The organism is Polaromonas sp., assembly GCF_039932935.1.
Lineage (GTDB): Bacteria > Pseudomonadota > Gammaproteobacteria > Burkholderiales > Burkholderiaceae_C > Polaromonas.
Genome location: NZ_JBDTPB010000088.1, coordinates 1 through 16,657, shown reverse-complemented (window position 1 = coordinate 16,657; position 16,657 = coordinate 1). Strand labels below are relative to the sequence as shown.

At 62.4% G+C, this 16,657-nt stretch carries 14 protein-coding genes and 1 tRNA gene; 9 read left to right on the top strand and 6 right to left on the bottom strand.

The genetic code is table 11. The features are described from left to right. From ABI546_RS15625 to ABI546_RS15615, 3 genes are all read left to right on the top strand, one after another. The gene (locus tag ABI546_RS15625) at positions 1–1,506 is read left to right on the top strand and encodes a tripartite tricarboxylate transporter permease (RefSeq protein ID WP_348047890.1); all 1,506 of its coding nucleotides are present in this window, start codon (positions 1–3) and stop codon (positions 1,504–1,506) included. A gap of 22 nt (positions 1,507–1,528) precedes the next feature. Beyond that, complete coding sequence (locus ABI546_RS15620; RefSeq protein ID WP_348047888.1) at positions 1,529–2,554, top strand: tripartite tricarboxylate transporter substrate binding protein; 1,026 nt, start codon at positions 1,529–1,531, stop codon at positions 2,552–2,554. Between the two features lie 65 nt (positions 2,555–2,619). Continuing rightward, entirely contained in the window at positions 2,620–3,705 is a 1,086-nt protein-coding gene (locus tag ABI546_RS15615) for a tripartite tricarboxylate transporter substrate-binding protein (protein WP_348047886.1), read from the top strand. Positions 3,706–3,722: 17 nt separating this feature from the next. On the opposite strand, the gene hemH is transcribed toward ABI546_RS15615, so the two are convergent. After that, positions 3,723–4,844 (bottom strand): ferrochelatase, encoded by a 1,122-nt coding sequence (gene hemH, locus ABI546_RS15610; RefSeq protein WP_348047884.1) that lies wholly within the window; start codon positions 4,842–4,844, stop codon positions 3,723–3,725. 33 nt (positions 4,845–4,877) lie between these two features. On the opposite strand from hemH, the gene ABI546_RS15605 reads away from it, so the two are divergent. Together ABI546_RS15605 and ABI546_RS15600 are read left to right on the top strand one after the other, a co-directional pair. After that, positions 4,878–5,573 carry an HAD family hydrolase gene (locus ABI546_RS15605; RefSeq protein ID WP_348047882.1) on the top strand — a complete coding sequence of 232 codons (696 nt, stop codon included), beginning with the start codon at positions 4,878–4,880 and terminating at the stop codon, positions 5,571–5,573. A 30-nt stretch (positions 5,574–5,603) separates the two neighbouring features. Then, complete coding sequence (locus ABI546_RS15600; protein ID WP_348047880.1) at positions 5,604–6,236, top strand: glutathione S-transferase family protein; 633 nt, start codon at positions 5,604–5,606, stop codon at positions 6,234–6,236. A gap of 84 nt (positions 6,237–6,320) precedes the next feature. On the opposite strand, the gene hpnE is transcribed toward ABI546_RS15600, so the two are convergent. The 4 genes from hpnE to hpnC all read right to left on the bottom strand — a co-directional run bounded on the left by hpnE (position 6,321) and on the right by hpnC (position 10,310). After that, on the bottom strand, positions 6,321–7,595 hold the full coding sequence (gene hpnE / locus ABI546_RS15595) for a hydroxysqualene dehydroxylase HpnE (RefSeq protein ID WP_348047878.1): 1,275 nt from the start codon (positions 7,593–7,595) through the stop codon (positions 6,321–6,323). Positions 7,596–7,758: 163 nt separating this feature from the next. Continuing rightward, positions 7,759–8,601: a presqualene diphosphate synthase HpnD gene (gene hpnD, locus ABI546_RS15590; RefSeq protein WP_348047876.1), complete on the bottom strand. Its 843-nt coding sequence runs from the start codon at positions 8,599–8,601 to the stop codon at positions 7,759–7,761. Positions 8,602–8,640: 39 nt separating this feature from the next. Next, the gene (locus ABI546_RS15585; RefSeq protein WP_348047874.1) at positions 8,641–9,339 is read right to left on the bottom strand and encodes a hypothetical protein; all 699 of its coding nucleotides are present in this window, start codon (positions 9,337–9,339) and stop codon (positions 8,641–8,643) included. Positions 9,340–9,446: 107 nt separating this feature from the next. Next, complete coding sequence (gene hpnC, locus ABI546_RS15580) at positions 9,447–10,310, bottom strand: squalene synthase HpnC (protein ID WP_348047872.1); 864 nt, start codon at positions 10,308–10,310, stop codon at positions 9,447–9,449. A 119-nt stretch (positions 10,311–10,429) separates the two neighbouring features. On the opposite strand from hpnC, the gene ABI546_RS15575 reads away from it, so the two are divergent. From ABI546_RS15575 to tig, 4 genes are all read left to right on the top strand, one after another. Continuing rightward, on the top strand, positions 10,430–11,605 hold the full coding sequence (locus ABI546_RS15575) for an efflux RND transporter periplasmic adaptor subunit (RefSeq protein WP_348047870.1): 1,176 nt from the start codon (positions 10,430–10,432) through the stop codon (positions 11,603–11,605). Between the two features lie 7 nt (positions 11,606–11,612). After that, a complete protein-coding gene (locus ABI546_RS15570; RefSeq protein WP_348047868.1) occupies positions 11,613–14,858 on the top strand; it encodes an efflux RND transporter permease subunit in 3,246 nt (1,081 codons plus the stop codon). Between the two features lie 119 nt (positions 14,859–14,977). Next, positions 14,978–15,064: transfer RNA gene (locus ABI546_RS15565), tRNA-Leu, on the top strand. A gap of 107 nt (positions 15,065–15,171) precedes the next feature. Beyond that, positions 15,172–16,482, top strand: coding sequence for a trigger factor (tig, locus tag ABI546_RS15560; RefSeq protein WP_348047866.1), 1,311 nt, complete (start codon positions 15,172–15,174; stop codon positions 16,480–16,482). Here tig and ABI546_RS15555 read toward each other — a convergent pair. Then, positions 16,473–16,657 (bottom strand): hypothetical protein (locus tag ABI546_RS15555; RefSeq protein WP_348047864.1); only part of this gene is annotated, 185 nt, incomplete at its 5' end. The two genes, tig and ABI546_RS15555, sit on opposite strands and share 10 nt — an antisense overlap.

Sequence of the window (16,657 nt, the reverse complement as noted above, 5' to 3'; positions counted from 1 at the left end):
ATGGAAATCTTTAATGCCCTGATGGCTGGTTTCGCCACGGCGATCACTCCGGCCAATTTGCTCTGGTGCCTGGTAGGCTGTGCCCTTGGCACGGCGGTAGGCGTTCTGCCCGGCATTGGCCCGGCAGTGGCGGTGGCGATGCTGTTGCCCATCACCGGCAAGGTCGACATCACTGCCTCGATGATTTTTTTCTCGGGCATTTACTACGGCGCAATGTACGGCGGCTCGACCACTTCCATCTTGCTGAACACGCCTGGCGAAACCGCCAGCATGGTCACGGCGATGGAGGGCAACAAGATGGCCAAGAACGGCCGTGCGGGCGCGGCCCTTGCGACGTCGGCCATTGGTTCTTTTGTTGCGGGCACCATTGCCACCGTCATCGTCACGCTGTTTGCGCCTTTTGTGGCCGAATTCGCGGTCAAGCTGGGCCCGCCGGAATACTTCCTCCTGATGCTGCTGGCTTTTACCACCGTGAGCGCGGTACTGGGAAAAAGCACGCTGCGCGGCATGACGGCGCTGTTGGTGGGCCTGGCGGCGGGCTGCGTTGGCCTGGACCAGATATCCGGCCAGGGCCGCTACACCGGCGGCATTCCGGAGCTGCTCGATGGCATTGAAATCGTGCTGGTTGCCGTGGGCCTGTTCGCTGTGGCCGAAGTGCTGTACGCCGTGCTTTATGAAGGCAAAACGGCGGAGGAGCAGAACAAGCTCAGCCGCGTGCACATGACCAAGTCCGACTGGAAGCGGTCGATTCCGGCCTGGCTGCGCGGCACCGCCATCGGTGCGCCTTTCGGTTGTATTCCGGCCGGCGGCACCGAGATACCGACGTTCCTGAGCTATGCGATGGAAAAAAAGCTGGTGAAGAACCCCGAGCACAAGGCGGAGTTCGGCACCAAAGGCGCCATCGAAGGTGTGGCAGGCCCGGAGGCGGCCAACAATGCCACGGTCACAGCTGCGCTGATTCCGCTGCTCACGCTGGGCATCCCGACGTCGAACACCACGGCCATTTTGCTGGGTGCCTTCCAGAACTACGGCATCCAGCCCGGTCCGCAGCTGTTTACCACCTCGGCCGCGCTGGTGTGGGCCTTGATTGCCTCGCTTTATATCGGCAACGTCATGCTGCTGGTGCTTAACCTTCCCATGGTAGGTTTGTGGGTTAAGCTGCTCAAGATCCCCAAGCCGCAACTGTATGCGGGCATCCTGATCTTCGCGACAGTGGGCGCCTATGGCATGCGTCAAAGTGCGTTTGACCTGTTCCTGCTCTACGCCATCGGCATGCTGGGCGTGCTGATGCGTCGTTTTGATTTCCCCACTGCACCTGTTGTGGTCGGCATGATCCTCGGCCCGCTGGCAGAGGCGCAACTGCGCAATGCCATGTCGATAGGCGAGGGCAGCGCGATCGTGTTCTTCCAGCGCCCCATGTCGATCACGCTGGTCGTGATCGTGGTGGCGGTACTGGTGCTTCCGCGTCTTGCCAAGCTCTGGGGGACAAAACAACCTGCAAGTTGAGGGTCTTACTAAAGGAGACGATATGCTGAACATCAAACGACGCACCGCATTGGGAGGGCTCGCCGGGCTGGGACTGGCAACGCTGGGGGGCACGCCGCCGGCGTTGGCGCAAACCGCTAAAGCGACGGCGGCTGCCGCTTCGACGAAAGGCAAGAGCGTCAAGCTCGCATCGAAGCTGCGCATCGTGATACCGGCCAATGCAGGGGGTGGGTGGGACCAGACCGGCCGAGCGCTGGGTACGGCCTTGCTGGGTGCCGGCGCGGCCGACGAGATCGAATATGAAAACAAGGGCGGCAAGGGCGGCACCATTGGCTTGTCGTACTACGCCGAGAAGTACGGCAGCGATCCCAATACCCTGTTGATGGGCGGCATGGTCATGGTGGGTGCGGTTGCCCTGCAAAAACCTGCGGTTGACATGACGCGGATCCAGCCGATAGCCCGGCTGACGAGTGATTACCTGGTGGTGGTGGTGGCTGCAAGCTCGCCGATCCGCACCGTTGCCGACCTTGCGAGCCGATTGCGCGCCAATCCCAAAGAGGTGCCGATCGCAGGCGGGTCGGCCGGTGGTGTCGACCATGTGTTTGCAGGCGTGCTGACCCGGGCCTCGCAAAGCAAACCGGAAGAGCTGGTGTACTTGCCCTTCGCCGGCGGCGCCGAGGTGGTGCAGGCCGTGTTGACTGGCAAGGCGATGGCCGGCATATCGGGCTACAGCGAGTTCAGCGACGAACTGGCCAGCGGAAAATTGCGCGCAATCGGCGTGTCGTCCAAGCGCACGGTTTTTGGCATCCCCGCTATTCGCGAGCAGGGTCTTGATGTGGACATGGCCAACTGGCGCGGGGTGTTCACCGGTCAGAACGTGCCGGCTGCGCGCATGGCAGAAATGGTCGAGGCTGTGAAAGCCGCCACAGCGCATGAGTCGTGGCAGAAAACACTGAAACAGAACCGCTGGGAGTCTTCGTTGCTCTCAGGCCCCGGTTTTGCCAGCTTTATCGACTTTGACCTGACGACCTCGCGAGTCATGGTGCATTTGCTCAAGCTCAAAGCCTGAAGCCTTGGGTTAGTTCCGGTGCGACCGCAGGGGTTGCACCCGCTTTTCATCGGCGGGCATCTTGGATGGCATGGAACGTGCTGAGCATGCTCAGGGGAGCAGACGGCATGCAGGCATGTTGCCCGGTACATGCCACCCCTGTGCTGGAGAACATCATGCTGACTGTCGGGCGACGTACTTTTCTCGGGGGGCTCACGTGCCTGGGCGCGGCGGCCACCGGAGGTATCCCTGCACCCTTGTGGGCGCAGACTGCCGTCAAAGGCAAACTTGCGCCCAAATTGCGCATCGTCATCCCCGCTGCTTCGCGCAGTACGCTCGACGAAGCGGGCCGCGCACTGGGTGATGCCCTGGTCGGCCTGGGCCTGAGCGACGAGATCGACTACGAAAACAAGGAAGGCAACGGCGGCACTACAGGGCTGGCGTGGTATGCCGGAAAGTACAGCGCCGATTCCAATGCGCTCTTCATGGGTGACAGCAACCTGGTCGGTGCCGTGGCTTTGCAAAAACCTGTGGTGGACCTGAGCCGGCTCCGTCCGGTCGCCCGCCTCACCAGCGACTACCTGGTGGTGGTGGTGGCGGGCAACTCACCCATCAAAACGGTCAACGAGCTGACGGAGCGCCTGCGCACCAGCCCCAGGCTGACACCCATTGCAATTGGATCCGTCGGCGGGGCGGACCACGTGTTCGCCGGCCTGTTGGCCAAGTCGGCCGGTACCCGCCCTGAAGACGCGCTGTATTTGCCCTTTGCCCGAAATTTTGAGTTGGTGGACGCGGTATTGGCCGGCAAGGCCGTGGCCGGTGTTTCCGGCTACGGTACTTTCAGTGCAGAGCTGGCCAGCGGCAAGCTGCGTGCTGTGGGCGTGTCATCCAAGAAGACAAGCTACGGTGTGCGTTCCGTGCGGGAGCAGGGGCTGGATCTGGATATGGCGAACTGGCGGGCAGTCTTCACGGGCCAGGGCGTTACGCCGGCACGCCAGTCGGAAATGGTTGAAGCCGTCAAGGCGTCGCTGGCCTATGACCTCTGGAAAAAAACGCTCAAGCAAAGCTATTGGGAGCAATCCTGGCTGTCAGGGACGGACCTCAGCAACTTCATCGACTTTGAAACCAAGACCACGCAGCTGATGATGCAGTTGCTCAAGCTCAAGGCCTGAGTTGGCCCACGCATAGTTTATGGGGGGGCGCCCAGGGCCATTGCGCGCTGGCGCATGCCGGCCAGCGTTTCTGCATTTTCCGCGCCGGCCACCGGCCAGCCTGAAAGGTGCTGCTGGGCCAACTCGGCCAGCCCCGCGATCCATTCATGGCTGTCGTTCAGACAGGGGATGTAGCGGAATTCCTTGCCGCCCGCATGCAGGAAAGCCTCGCGGGCTTCCATGCTGATTTCTTCGAGCGTTTCGAGGCAGTCGCCGGTAAACCCGGGGCAGATCACATCAACCCGCGTGACACCGGCTTGCGCCATCGCCACCAGCGTGGGTTCGGTATACGGCTCAAGCCATTTCGCCTTGCCGAAGCGCGACTGGAAGGTGACTTTGTACTGGGTTGGCTGCAGCCCGAGCTGGGTGGCCAGCAGCCGGGCTGTTTTGTGGCATTCGCAGTGATAGGGGTCACCCAGCTTCAGGGTGCGTTCAGGCACCCCATGAAAGCTCATCACCAGTTGCTCGCCGCGGCCTGAGGTGCGCCAGTGCTCACGTACGCGAGCTGCCAGCGCGTTGATATAACCAGGGTGGTCATGGTAGTGGTTGACGAAGCGGAATTCGGGAATGCGGCGGATGCGTGCAGCCCAGCCGTAGACCGCATCAAAGACGCTGGCGGTGGTGGTGCCGCTGTACTGCGGGTAGGCCGGCAGGATGAGAATTCGCGTGATGCCGTCGGCTTTGAGCTGGTCGAGTTGCGACGCGATGGACGGCTGCCCGTAGCGCATGGCGTAGCGCACCTCGACGGGCAGGCCGCGCACCGCCAGATAACCACGCAGCATGACGGCCTGCTTTTGCGTCCACACCCGAAGTGGCGAGCCTTCCTTCATCCAGATGCTGGCGTACTTGGCCGCAGACTTTTTGGGGCGTACGCGCAGGATGATCCCGTGCAGGATCAGCCACCAAAGCGCCCTGGGGATCTCAACCACGCGTGGGTCGCTTAAAAATTCTGCGAGGTAGCGCCGCAATGCGGGTGCAGTCGCCTCGTCAGGTGTGCCGAGGTTGCAGAGCAGGACGGCGGTGGTGGAGGCAGAAGAATTGACCGGCGCTGCTCCGTGCGTGAAGGAGGGCTCGGGGGCAAAACGCGTGAAAAAAGACATGGGTTATTCTCGCCTATCCCATTGATCCTGCCTATGCTCGACCTGTCCACCATAAAAGCCATCACGCTCGACCTTGACGATACCCTGTGGCCTATTTGGCCCGCCATCGAAAGGGCCGAAAAAGCACTGGACGACTGGCTCAGCCAGCATGCCCCGATGACCGCGGCGCTGTTTTCCAATCCCGCGGCCCGGCACGAGGTTCGCGAACAGGTGACACGATCGCGCCCCGAACTCAAATACAACCTGAGCGCCATACGCCGTGAGGCCATACGGGTGGCGCTTTACCGATCCGGCGAAGACCCGCTTCTGGCCGAAACCGCTTTCAACGTCTTCTTTGAGGAGCGCAACAAGGTCACCCTGTTTGAAGACGCCGTGCTGGCACTGGAGTTTTTGTCCGAGCGTTATCCGCTGGTGGCGGTTTCCAATGGCAATGCCGACATCGAGCGCATCGGACTTGGCCGTTATTTCCGGGCCGCTATCAGCGCCCAGCAGTTCGGCGTGGGCAAGCCCGACCCGCGCATTTTTCATGCGGCGGCCGGCGCGGTGGACGTGCAGCCCGAAGAGGTGCTGCACGTGGGCGACGATGCGACGCTGGACGTGCTGGGTGCGCTCAATTGCGGCATGCAGACGGTCTGGGTAAATCGCTCTGACGAATTGTGGGCGCATCCCGCCGTGCCGCATGAAACAGTGACCACCCTCACCGAGTTGTGCGATTTGTTTCCCCGCTGAACCGGCTTTGATTTTCAGGAGCGCCTTTTCATGACTCTCAAAATCTACGGCACGGCCGCATCGCGCGCGGCGCGGCCCTTGTGGGCAGCGCATGAAATGGGCCTGGCCCACGAGCACATCGCCTTGCCGTATGTGGGCGGCGCCACGCGCACGCCGGAATTTCTGGCCATCAACCCGAACGGCCGCATTCCGGTCGTGGACGACGACGGCGTACTGGTGTGGGAGTCCATGGCCTGCGTGCTCTACCTGACCGAGCGCTTCAAGACGCCCGACGCGCCTTTGCTCGCGGCGCAAAACCATGCCGAGCAGGCAGAAATCTTGCGCTGGAGCTTCTGGGTGGTGACCGAGTGCGAAAAAGACGCGCTGGCATTTCTGATGCACCGCATCATGATGCCGCTGGAGCGCCGCAAGGCCCAGCTGGCGGCAGACGCCGAGCGGCATTTGCTGGGCCCGCTGCAGGTGCTGGAGCAACACCTGCAGGGACGCAGTTACCTGGCGGGTGAACGGTTTACCGCGGCCGATATTTGTGTGGCGTCGGTGCTGGCGTGGGTGCAAGGCGCCGCAAGCCTGATGGCTCAATGCCCGGCAGTCGATGACTGGCTCAAGCGCTGCCTGGCGCGGCCGGCATATCGTGCGGTGCGATTGATGGCAAAAAGTGCCTGAGGCCCTTGACTGACGAGTGCGAGCAGCTATTGAAATGATAGCGATACAGATCCCGCCGCCGTGATGGCAGGGGCGCGGAAGCTATCAGTGCAGACGCCGCGCCGCGTCAAGGCCTGAACGCACGGCGCCTTCCAGCGTGGCCGGATAGGGTCCGGCGATGTAGTCGCCGCAGGCATAGAGCCCGGGCGCGACATCTGCGGCTGGACGACGCAGGCCAGGGGTGCAGGCAAAGGTCGCGCGCTTTTCCACAATGGTCTGTACCAGTTGCAAGGTGTTCAGGTCCAGCTGTTGTGCAGCTTGCGCCAGCACTTGCGCGGCCAGCGTGGCGCCATCGCCGGTACTGGCACTGATCACAAAAGCCAGCAGGCCCTGCGGTCCGCCGAGTTGTCCGCGGTCAAACACGAATTGCGCTGGCGCGCGCGCATCGGCGGGCAAGGCCAGCATGGGTTGCGCAAGGCGCACGCCTGGTGCCCAGGCGTAAACGGTGGTCAATGCCTCATGCTGAAGGCCTTTTACCTGCGCCAGCCAATCGCCTGGAAGCAGCCCGCTGGCTGCTTCCACAAGCCGCGCCGCTTCATGGGGTGGGCAGGCCAGCACCACACAGTCGAATGCGGTGCTGACATCGGCGCTGACGACCCAGCTCGAACCCTCGGGTGCTATGGATTGCACCCGGGTGCCCAGCCGCACGGCGCAGCCCTGTGCCGTCAACCAGCGCAGGGCGGCATCGGGCAGCAGGGCGCTGAGGTCGGTGCGTGGCATGAGCAGGTTGGAGCCGCCGCTTTCAGAAAAGAGCGAGTCATGCATCACGCGCAGGAACACCTGGCCGCTGGCGCGTTCGGCCGGTGTGTTGAGGGCCGACACGCACAACGGCTCGATCAGGGATGCCATGGCGCCGGGCGAAAGGCCGCGGCACAGGTCTGCCACCGACTGGCCGGGCTCGCACTGAAATTTCCGGAGTTGCCAGCCCACCGCGACCTTGAGCATCGAAAGCTTGTCGGCCAGCGACCAGCCGCGCGCCAGCATAATGCCGGCGAGCGCGTCCAGCGGCGCCGGCAATTTGGGAAGCTTCAGCCCACTGCCATCCGGGAACTGCAAGGTGAGCGGCAGCCGCAGCAATGCAGCGTCAGGGTCAATACCCAGATCTTTCATCAGCCGCAGTGTTTCAGCGTATGCGCCGATCAGGATGTGCTGACCGTTGTCGAGCGCCACAGCTTCACCGGCCACCGCGCCGCCCACGCGCCGGGCGCGTCCGCCGGCCACGCGTGTGGTTTCAAACAGCGTGGTCTGGTAGCCCAGGCGCGTGGCCTCGACTGCGGCCGCGCACCCAGCCCAGCCGGCGCCGATGATGGCAACCCTCATGCCCGGCACGCGAGCAGTAGCCGGGAAGGTACGCGGCGACGGATGGAGGTCCCATACCAGCCGGGGCCGCGGGACTGGCTTTGCCAGGCCGCAGGCGCAGCGGCCCCCTCGGGGGGCAGCGCATTACACGAAGCCGAAGGCGAAGTGAAAAGCGTGGGGGCCATCAAACAACCCGGCCGAAGGCCTGAGTTTTCCACGCTAACCAGAATTTGCGCAGCGGCGTGAGGCTCACGCGCTGGTGCAGCACCTGGTAGCCGTCAGCGGCGATCTCGCGCAGCAAGGTGCGGTAAATGCTGGCCATCATGAGGCCGGGCTTTTGCGCGCGGCGGTCGGCCTCGGGCAGCATGGCCAGCGCTTCGTCATAGAGCGCAAGGGCCCGGTCGGTCTGGAACTTCATCAGCGCGCTGAAGCGGTCTGAGTACTGGCGCTTGAGGATTTCATGCGCCTTGACATCAAACTGCTGCAGCTCGTTAACCGGCAGGTAGATGCGCCCGCGCATCGCGTCTTCGCCGACGTCGCGGATGATGTTGGTCAGCTGAAAGGCCAGGCCGAGCTTGTGCGCATAGGCGGTGGTGGCCTCGTCGGTCTGGCCGAAGATGCGCGCCGCCACTTCGCCCACGATGCCGGCCACCAGGTGGCAATACTGCCGCAGGCCCGGAAAATCGAGATAGCGGTTTTGCTCCAGGTCCATCTGGCAGCCGTCAATGACGGCCTGCAGATGGCGCGCTTCGATGCGGTAGGTGAGCGCCAGCGGCATCAGCGCTTTCATCACCGGATGGGTCGGGTTGCCCGCATAGGCACTGAGTACCTCGCCTTGCCACCAGGCGAGCTTGGTGCGCGCCACACCGGGGTCGGTAATTTCGTCCACGACGTCGTCGATCTCGCGGCAAAAGGCATAAAACGCCGTGATGGCGGCGCGGCGTTCTTTGGGTAAAAACAGGAAAGCGTAATAAAAGCTGCTGCCGGAAGCGGCGGCTTTTTGCTGGACATATTGCTCAGGCGTCATGCGGCAATTGTCCCATGGGAGCGAGATCATGGATGGGCATCAGGCCGTCCTGGCGGCAATGCGGTGGGCGACGTAAACCTTCAAACCGAGCACTATGGCGATCACGCCGACCCAGGCCATCAGCACATCGCCAAACTGCCAGAAAAGCCAGAGCGGAGAGCCCAATTGGCCCAGGAGCGGGAGCAGAAAAGGCTGCAAACGCGGCGTCCAGAAGCCCGGATTCGACATGCAGGGCGATACCAGCGGGTCAAAGGTGCCGGGGCTGCATCCCAGGGCCTGCAGTATTTCGCGCGACACATGGGTAGCCAGGAACGGTGTGCCGAAGGCGATGCAAAACGTGACGAGCCCGACCAGCAGGATCCAGAAGGCCACTTGCAGGCATTGATGCAGGGTCTGCAGTGGGGAAGCGTTCACCCGAACGCGGCGGTGCGTGGCTGGAATGGCCGTGGTGGCTTGGCGCGGGTTTTGCCAGGCATGGCGACTGAGGCCTATGGCGACCAGCCACACCAGAATGAGCCCCCAAAATCCGCGCAGCAGCATGAACGGATAGTCCAGAGGCGTATTGGCGGACAGGAAAGGCGCGAGCCTGGAGGCCAGGGCATGCTGCAGGAAGGAGCAGGAACCCACGCGGGGGTCGGCATGGTACTGGCAACCCAGCCCAGCCATGAGCTGCTCGGCGATGACGCCGCCGATCAACGCGAAGCTGATGCAAAAGAGCAGCAGACCCCACACCAACATTCGGTAGGTGCCCGAAGGCGACCGCTTTGGCTTTGGGTGTGTCTGTGGATTTGCCATACCGCTCCCTCTTTACGCTTATCTGCTTGTTGTTTCGGGTTGCCGCCGCATTACATCCACAGCGCGCGCCATCCCATCACCACGACATCCCAGGGGCTGAGCTTGGGGCGCCGCTGCAGGGTGTTGAAGCCCTGGGCTTCGATTTTGTCGAGAATGCGCAACCCGCCTTGCACCACCAGGCGCAACTCCCAGCCGCCGCGGCCCGGTATTTTTTTGGCAAGTGGTGAGCCTTTTAGCATGGTAGCCCTTGCGGAATGAGCGCAAGCAGCTATCAAATTGATAGTGGCTGGGTTGGCGTCCAGTGCCAGCAACTGCGCTTCGTCAGCGCCGTGGCGGGCCCAGGCATCGGCCGGCAGGTAGATACGGCCGCGCGGAATGTCCACACTGAGGTCTTGCCAGAAGTTGATGAGTTGCAAGGCAGTACAGATGAAGTCGCTCATCTGCAGCGAGGCGGGGTCGTGGATGTCGTACAGATGCAGCAGCAGGCGACCCACCGGATTGGCCGAACGGTTGCAGTAGTGAACCAGCTCGGCCTCATCGGCATAGCGCTGCTTGACCGCGTCCTGCTCAAAGGCGCTGAGCAAATCTGCCAGCAGGTTTACCGGCAGCTGAAACTCCGCCATCATGGGCGCCAGTTGTGCAAACACCGGGGCCCAGCGCGGCGAAGGCGGCAGGCCTGTGGACGTGGCCATCAGGTCCGCGCGATAGGCCGCAAGGTCGGCCAGGCGGGTTTGGGGGGGGGCATTGCCTTCGTCGGCAATGTCATCGGCTGTGCGCGCGAACCAGTAAATTGCCGCGATGGGCGGGCGCAGGCGCGGCGGGCACAGCAGCGAAGCCACCGGGAAGTTTTCATAGTGCGCCACGCCTTGGAGCGAAGGCGCCAATGAGGTGGGTGATCGGGTGCCTGGGGTCATGCGGGCGATTGTCGCTTGACAAGCCTGGGCATTTATTTTAGATTACTAACCGGTCAGTCAGTAGCAGTTCTGACTCTCTTTTTTGCCCGGCTATCCACGCGGGTTCACTGAAACAGATCATGAAAAAAACCGTTTTCTCCCTGGTGGCCGCCGCCGTCCTGTTGGCAGCCTGTTCCAAACCCGCCCCGCCAGAGGAACCGGTTCGCGCCGTCAAGGTCATCACCGTGGGGACTGATGCGTTTACTTCCAGCCACGAGTATGCGGGTGAGGTTCGCGCCCAGGTCGAGTCAAGGCTCGGTTTTCGGGTTGGCGGCAAGATCATCAAGCGGCAGGCCGAGCTTGGCCAGCGCGTCAAGGCTGGTCAGGTGCTGGCCAACCTGGACCCTCAGGACTACAAACTGGCAGCCGATGCGGCCCGTGCACAGGTAGCTGCTGCCGCCACCAATCGCGACCTTGCAGCCGCTGATTTCAGGCGCTACAAGGAGCTGAAAGAGCAGAACTTCATCAGCGGCGCTGAGCTGGAGCGCCGCGAAACCACCCTGAAGGCGGCGCAGGCGCAGCTCGAGCAGGCTCAATCGCAACTGGCCGTGCAAGGCAACCAGGCCAACTACGCAGCGCTGGTCGCGGACGTGTCAGGTGTTGTCACGGCCATCGAGGCCGAGCCGGGCCAGGTTGTGGCGGCAGGTGCGCCGGTGGTGCGGATTGCGGCGGATGGTGTGCGCGACGTAGTGTTCGCCGTGCCCGAAGACAAGGTGGCCGCCATCAAGGTGGGCTCGCCGGTCAGCATCCGTGTCTGGTCGCAAACCGCTGAGTTAACCGGAAAAGTGCGGGAAGTGGCGGCCAGCAACGACCCGGTCACGCGGACCTATACCGTCAAGGTTTCCGTCGATGCAAAAGAACCGCCGTCGCTAGGCGCCACGGTGTATGTGGTGCCGCAGGCCGGCAGTGTGGTGGGCGCGCCCGTCATCAAGTTGCCGACGACCGCCCTGCGCCAGGAAGGCAAGGCGACCGCGGTGTGGGTGGTTGACAAGGCCACCATGACCGTCAAGCCGCAACTGATCCAGATCGCCACGGCGGACGGCAACGACGTGGTGGTGGCCTCCGGGCTGCAGCCCGGCATGCTGGTAGTCAGTGCCGGCGTGCATGTGCTTTCGCCCGGCCAGAAAGTCAGCTTTTATCAGCCCAGTGCGGCTGTAGCCGGTGCCAGTCCGGCGCAAACAGCTATTAATTCTGTAGCAACGCCACAGGCGCCTGTGGCGGCGCCCGCTGCCGTTTCCGCTTCTGCCGCGAAGTGAGGACTGCATGACGCAACCCCAACACGACAGCAGCAGCGCTGCCGGCGAACTCGCTTCGCCCTCGACCCGGTTCAACCTTTCGAAATGGGCACTGGACCATCCGGCGCTGACGCGCTACCTGCTTCTGGTGCTGATGATCCTGGGCTTTGCCGCTTACTTTCAGCTCGGGCAAGACGAAGACCCACCTTTTACCTTTCGCGCCATGGTGGTGCGCACCTACTGGCCGGGCGCCACAGCGCAGCAGGTGGCCGAGCAGGTGACCGACAAGCTGGAGCGCACGCTGCAGGAAGCGCCCTATGCGGACAGGATTCGCAGCTACTCCAAGCCCGGCGAGTCGCAGATCATTTTCCAGATCAAGGACTCGTCGAAACCCACCGATGTCGCCAACGTCTGGTACTCGGTGCGCAAGAAAATCGGCGACATGCGCGGCACGCTGCCGGGTGGCATTCAGGGCCCATTCTTTAACGACGAGTTTGGCGACGTCTATGGCGTGATCTACGCGCTGGAAGCCGATGGCTTCAATTACGCCGAACTCAAGACCTTTGCCGACGATGTGCGCCAGCAGCTGCTGCGCGTGCCGGACGTGAGCAAGGTCGAGCAGTTTGGCGTGCAGGACGAAAAAATCTTCATCGATATTTCACAAAAGCGTCTGGCGCAACTGGGGCTGGACCTGAACCAGGTGCTGACCCAGCTGGGGCAGCAAAACGCAGTGGAATCCGCTGGCGCCGTGCAAACGCCGCTGGATGTGGTGCAAGTGCGCGTGGCGGGCCAGTTCCAGGCGATTGAGCAGCTGCGCATGATGCCGATTCGCGGCAGTTCCGGCAACCAGCTGCAATTGGGCGACATTGCCGAAATCAAGCGCGGTTATGTGGACCCGCCTTCCGTCAAGGTGCATTACCAGGGCAAGGAGGTGATTGCGCTGGGCGTCTCGATGGCCAAGGGCGGCGACATCATTGCGTTGGGCAAGGCGCTTACGGCGCTGTCGGACCGAATCAAAAAAAGCCTGCCATGGGGCATCGAGTTGGTGAATATCCAGAACCAGCCCAAAGCGGTGGCCACCTCGGTTAATGAGTTCGTGCGCGTGCTGATCGAGGCCGTGGTGATCGTGCTGGCGGTGAGTTTCATCGCCCTGGGCTTTCACAAGCGGCCGAACAACGGCCCCGGGCAGTTGCCGCTGTGGAAGCGGTATTACATCGACATGCGGCCCGGCCTGGTGGTGGGCATCACCATCCCGCTGGTGTTGAGCCTGACCTTTCTGGCCATGTGGTATTACGGCATAGGCCTGCACAAGATATCACTGGGCTCGCTGATCATCGCGCTGGGCCTGCTGGTGGACGACGCCATCATTGCCGTCGAGATGATGGTGCGCAAGATGGAAGAGGGCTACGACAAGGTGCGTGCTGCCACCTTCGCCTATGAGATCACCGCCATGCCCATGCTGACGGGTACGCTGATCACGGCCGCCGGCTTTTTGCCCATCGGCCTGGCCAAGTCCACGACCGGTGAATACACCTTCGCGATTTTCGCGGTGACCGTGATCGCGCTGGTGCTCAGCTGGATCGTTTCCGTGTATTTCGTGCCTTACCTGGGTACGCTGCTGCTCAAGGTGCCGCCTCACGTGCAGGAAGTCGCGGCCGGCCAGGACAGCCCGCACGAGATGTTCGACAGCCCGTTCTACAACACTTTCCGCAAGACGGTGAACTGGTGCGTGCAACACCGCTGGATCACCATTGGCGCGACGGTGCTGATTTTTGCGTTGGGCATTGTGGGCATGGGCAAGGTGCAGCAGCAGTTCTTTCCGGACTCCAGCCGGCCCGAGATCATGGTGGACATCTGGTTTCCCGAAGGCACCTCTTTTGCCGCCAACGAACTCACGGCCAAGCGTGTGGAGCAGCGCCTGATGCGCGAGGAGGGGGTTAGCTCGGTCAGCACCTGGATCGGCTCGGGCGTGCCGCGCTTTTATCTGCCGCTGGACCAGGTTTTTCCGCAGACCAACGTCTCGCAGATGATCGTGTTGCCCAAGGACCTGAAGGTGCGCGAATCGCTGCGCATCAAGTTACCGGCCTTGCTGGCCACCGAGTTCCCCGAGGTGCGGGGCCGCGTCAAGCTGTTGCCCAACGGCCCACCCGTGCCTTATCCGGTGCAGTTCCGCGTGGTGGGAATTGATCCGCTGGTGCTGCGCGAACGCGCCGACGAGGTCAAGGCGGTGATGCGTGAAAGCAGCAACACACGCGGCGTGAACGACAACTGGAATGAATCGGTGAAAGTGCTGCGCCTCGAAGTCGACCAGGCCAAGGCGCGCGCGCTCGGCGTGACCAGCCAGTCCATCGCGCAGGCTTCGCGCACCATTCTGGCGGGCACGCCCGTGGGCCAGTTCCGCGAAGGTGACAAGCTGATCGACATTGTGCTGCGCCAGCCGCTGGACGAGCGCAACGCGATCACCGACATCGGCAATGCCTACCTCCCCACCGCGTCGGGAAAATCCATCCCGCTGACGCAGATTGCCAAGCCGGTGTTCACTTGGGAGCCGGGGGTGATGTGGCGAGAGAACCGCGACTACGCCATCACGGTACAGAGCGATATCGTCGAAGGCCTGCAGGGCGCCACCGTGACGCAGGAACTGATGCCCAAGCTCAAGGCGCTGGAAGCCAAATGGCATGACAAAGGCATGACGGGCTACCGTATCCAGGTGGCTGGCGCAGTGGAGGAAAGCAGCAAGGGTTCGTCTTCGATCGTGGCGGGCTTGCCGGTTGCGCTGTTTATCGTACTCACCCTGTTGATGCTGCAACTGCACAGCTTCAGCCGTTCGATCCTCGCCTTTCTGACGGGCTTCATGGGCATCGCCGGCGTGGCCGCCGCGCTGTTGCTGCTCGGGCGGCCGTTTGGTTTCGTCGCGCTGCTGGGCGTGATTGCGCTGTTCGGCATGATCATCCGCAACTCGGTGATCCTGATCGACCAGATCGAGCAGGACCGCGCCCGGGGCGTCCCTACCTGGGATGCGATCGTCGAATCCGCCGTGCGCCGGTTGCGGCCCATCGTGCTGACGGCCGCCGCTGCGGTGCTGGCCATGATCCCGTTGTCGCGCAGCGTGTTCTGGGGGCCGATGGCGGTCGCCATCATGGGGGGCCTGGTGGTCGCGACGGTGTTGACGCTGCTGGCCTTGCCGGCCATGTATGCGGCCTGGTTCCGCGTGAAACGGGAAGACAAGCAGGAAATCAAGCCGCAACACAGCGAAAAGCCATTGCCAGCGTGATTCTCTCTGGGCTGGGAGTGCGGGCGCGAAAACCGGGCCCGATACCGGCTAAAATAGAGAGTTGACCGATTTCAAGCGGGGATTCGGAGGTTTTTCGGATTCCCGTTTTTGTTTCCGGCGCGCGGGTGGCGAAATTGGTAGACGCACCAGGTTTAGGTCCTGACGCCAGCAATGGTGTGGGGGTTCGAGTCCCCCCCCGCGCACCACCCTCTGAGGCTTTGGGCACCCGTTGCTCGTGCGCTCAGCCGTTGCGGACGCCCGCAGCATGCCAGGTGAAAACCTGTTTTGACTATTTTTGATCTTAGGAACCATCATGGCCGTGACTGTTGAAACCCTTGAAAAGCTCGAGCGCAAAATGACGCTCACGCTGCCCGTCAACACCATCCAGTCGGAAGTTGACACCCGCCTGAAGAAGCTGGCCCGCACGGTCAAGATGGACGGCTTCCGTCCCGGTAAGGTGCCCATGAATGTCGTGGCCCAGCGTTACGGCTATTCGGTGCACTACGAAGTCATGAACGACAAGGTTGGTGAGGCGTTTGCCGTTGCTGCCAATGAAGCCAAACTTCGCGTTGCCGGTCAGCCCCGTATCAGTGAAAAAGAAGGCGCGCCAGAGGGCGAGCTGGCGTTTGATGCGGTGTTCGAGGTGTATCCCGAAGTCAAGATCGCCGACCTGTCCGGCGCCGCAGTCGAAAAGGTCAGCGCTGAAGTCAGCGACGCCGCCATCGACAAGACCCTGGACATCCTGCGCAAGCAGCGCCGCACGTTTGCCCAGCGCGCCGCAGATGCGCCTGCGCAAGACGGTGACCGCGCCACCATAGACTTCGAAGGCAAGATGGACGGCGAACCTTTCGCCGGCGGCAAGGCAGAAGACTACCAATTCCTGATCGGCGACGGTCAGATGCTGAAAGAATTCGAAGACGCTGTTCGCGGCATGAAGACTGGCGAAAGCAAGACGTTTCCGCTGAACTTCCCAGCCGATTACCACGGCAAGGATGTGGCCGGTAAACAGGCCGACTTCCTCGTCACGGTCAAGAAAATTGAAGCGGCGCACCTGCCAGAAGTCAACGAAGCACTGGCCAAGTCGCTCGGCATCGCCGAAGCCACCGTCGAAGGCCTGCGCGCCGACATCAAGAAAAACCTCGAGCGCGAAGTCAAGTTCCGCTTGCTGGCCCGCAACAAAAACGCCGTCATGGACGCCCTGGTGGCCAATGCCGAGCTCGACCTGCCCAACTCCAGCGTTCAGGCAGAGCTGGACCGCATGGTGGAAAACGCCCGTGCCGACCTCAAGCAACGCGGCATCAAAGACGCCGACAAGGCGCCGATTCCTGATGACATCTTCCGTCCGCAAGCCGAAAAGCGCGTGCGCCTGGGCCTCGTGGTCGCCGAGCTGGTTCGCTCCAATGAGCTGCAAGCCAAACCGGAACAACTCAAGGCGCACATCGAAGAGCTGGCCGCCAGCTACGAGAAGCCGCAAGACGTGGTCCGCTGGTACCTTAGCGACAACCGCCGCATGGCCGAAGTCGAAGCCGTTGTGATCGAAAACAACGTGACCGACTTCGTGCTGGGCAAGGCCAAGGTCACGGGAAAAGCTATTTCTTTCGATGAGCTGATGGGTCAGAACTGATTCGTCGTCGCCTTTCCTGATATTGGGGCTTGTGCTTTGCGGCGCAGGCCCCAATTTCTTTGAGCTACGGCATAACCGGCCTCGAAGGCAGCTGCCGACCTTCGCTGAAATTCCCGGCGGGAGTTTTTGGGTACAGTACAAACATCTCTGGAGAAAACATGATGGTCCGAAACAG